Here is a 1921-nt window from a genome sequence, read left to right on the forward strand (position 1 = left end):
CCAGGGGGTGGACCAAAAATAATCAACTTTCTGCACTGGGAAAACTGTTCTGAATTGCGTTCAATAACCTTTGATCTTACGTGCATCTAATCACTCTCGTCTTTAATATGGGATTGATCCACTTCAAATGGCATTTTATCTCTCTCCAACTCAATGGAACTAAAGTGAAACCGTAAGTGGCTGTATCGCTCGGCGATAATCGTATTTTTTGGGACGTCAAAGCGCTTTACGGCTCGAATTGCACGAACAACCGAGTCATCCAAAGCAGGGAGACCACTCTGCAAGAAGATAAATACATCAACGACATTTCCGTATTCGTCCAGCTCTAGCTTTGCAACACCTCTATGCATTTGCCTACCTTTGTATGGATTATTCCATTTTTCGTTAACCTGCTTATTCATTCTTTCAAGAAATTTATTAACCATACGCAGTTCTTCACTTTCTTGTTCGCTATATGGTTGTTCAACAGTTACGTTCTCAAGTTCATCTTCACCGAGCAAGCTGATATTCCCAACAACATGAGTGTCTGGGTTTCCTTGACTCTTTTCCTCTAAAAGAACGGTATCAGCCTCATATTCACCATATACATCTTCCATATACGAAGGAATAATGGAGCTCTCCTCTACATTGTTACGCTCATCCATGTCATTCAGCTGTGAAGATTGTTCAGCCACTTTATTAACACCTTTAGTACTCGTATCTAACAGATTCCGGCTTATTGACTCAGTTTCATCTGTTTGGTTCTGTGTTTTTTTCTCAGAGGCCGCCAGATCATCTGAAGGGTCAGGCAACTGACTCCATTTCTCAGGCTCCTCATTTAAAATACTTTTATTCGCTAGCTGCTCTCCGCGCTCGACCCCGCCATCACCAAAAAACACCTCTTTGGCCTCTCGATTTGTTTGATTACTGGACGAAAACTCCTGTGCATTATGCACCGGAGAAAAATAATCCGAATCCTGATTCGGTTCTGGCTCTGGCTCTGGTTCTGGCTCTGGTTCTGGTTCTGGTTCTGGTTCTGGTTCTGGTTCTGGTCCTGGTTCTGGTTCTGGTTCTGGTCCTGGTTCTTCTAAGTGATGTTTTATCAATTTAATTTGGACGACAGACGTTTCTTCGACTTCATTCTCACTATGTTGCGTTCGCCACACATAAAAGATTAAAGCGAGCAAATGTATGATAATACTTACAGCAAGTAGAACACCAAAACGCCAACGATCTTTTATCTTGTCCACACCCAAAACGAAGATACCTAACGCTTAAAACTAGTTAGCAAAATCAGACTCACCGTAATAGAGCAAACCCTTTCGATATAAAAAATAGTTTCTAACCTTTGGATCGATTGGTGGCGCAAGTCTCCCAGTTTTTAATAAAGCTTCCATAAATGCCTTATCTAGATCTTCACTTCCAGAACGCTGTTTAAATACAACATTATAAAAATAGCCTTCACTGTCCTGTAAATATGTAATTTGACCGTAATAGGTTTTACCAACATCTCTGTAACTTCTTTTCGGTCTTACCAGGTTGCTTTCAATTTTTTTAAAGCCTTGCTTCAAATAGTCACTCGCAATGAGCTTATGCCTAGGTGACATTGATTGTTCAATCTGCTTAGCTTTGACGGCTCCATACTTATATAAAACCTCACCCTCTTTAGTCAGTACGAAGTTTTGCCTAAGCGTTTTCTTATCTATTAGATATTCTGAACCCGGTATGCCATCTACAAGTCTTTGACGCGGCTTAATAGTCTTTAAATTCGAAGCCTGACCGGAACCTTTGTGGCTGGAAGCACCACCCGATTTCTCTGCTTTGGCCTTCTCTGCTTTGGCCTTCTCTGCTTTGGCCTTCTCTGCTTTGGCCTTCTCTGCTTTAGCTTTCTCTGCTTTAGCTTTCTCTGCTTTAGCTTTCTCTGCTTTAGCCTTCTCTGCTT

2 protein-coding genes are annotated in these 1921 nt (G+C 41.4%); both read right to left on the reverse strand.

From position 1 onward, the window contains the following. Positions 1-86: 86 nt before the first annotated feature. Positions 87-1229 carry a TonB C-terminal domain-containing protein gene (locus A3763_RS15845; RefSeq protein WP_156491882.1) on the reverse strand — a complete coding sequence of 381 codons (1143 nt, stop codon included), beginning with the start codon at positions 1227-1229 and terminating at the stop codon, positions 87-89. 30 nt (positions 1230-1259) lie between these two features. Beyond that, positions 1260-1921 (reverse strand): hypothetical protein (locus tag A3763_RS27645; protein ID WP_197482936.1); only part of this gene is annotated, 662 nt, incomplete at its 5' end.

The organism is Oleiphilus sp. HI0128 (genome assembly GCF_001635365.1).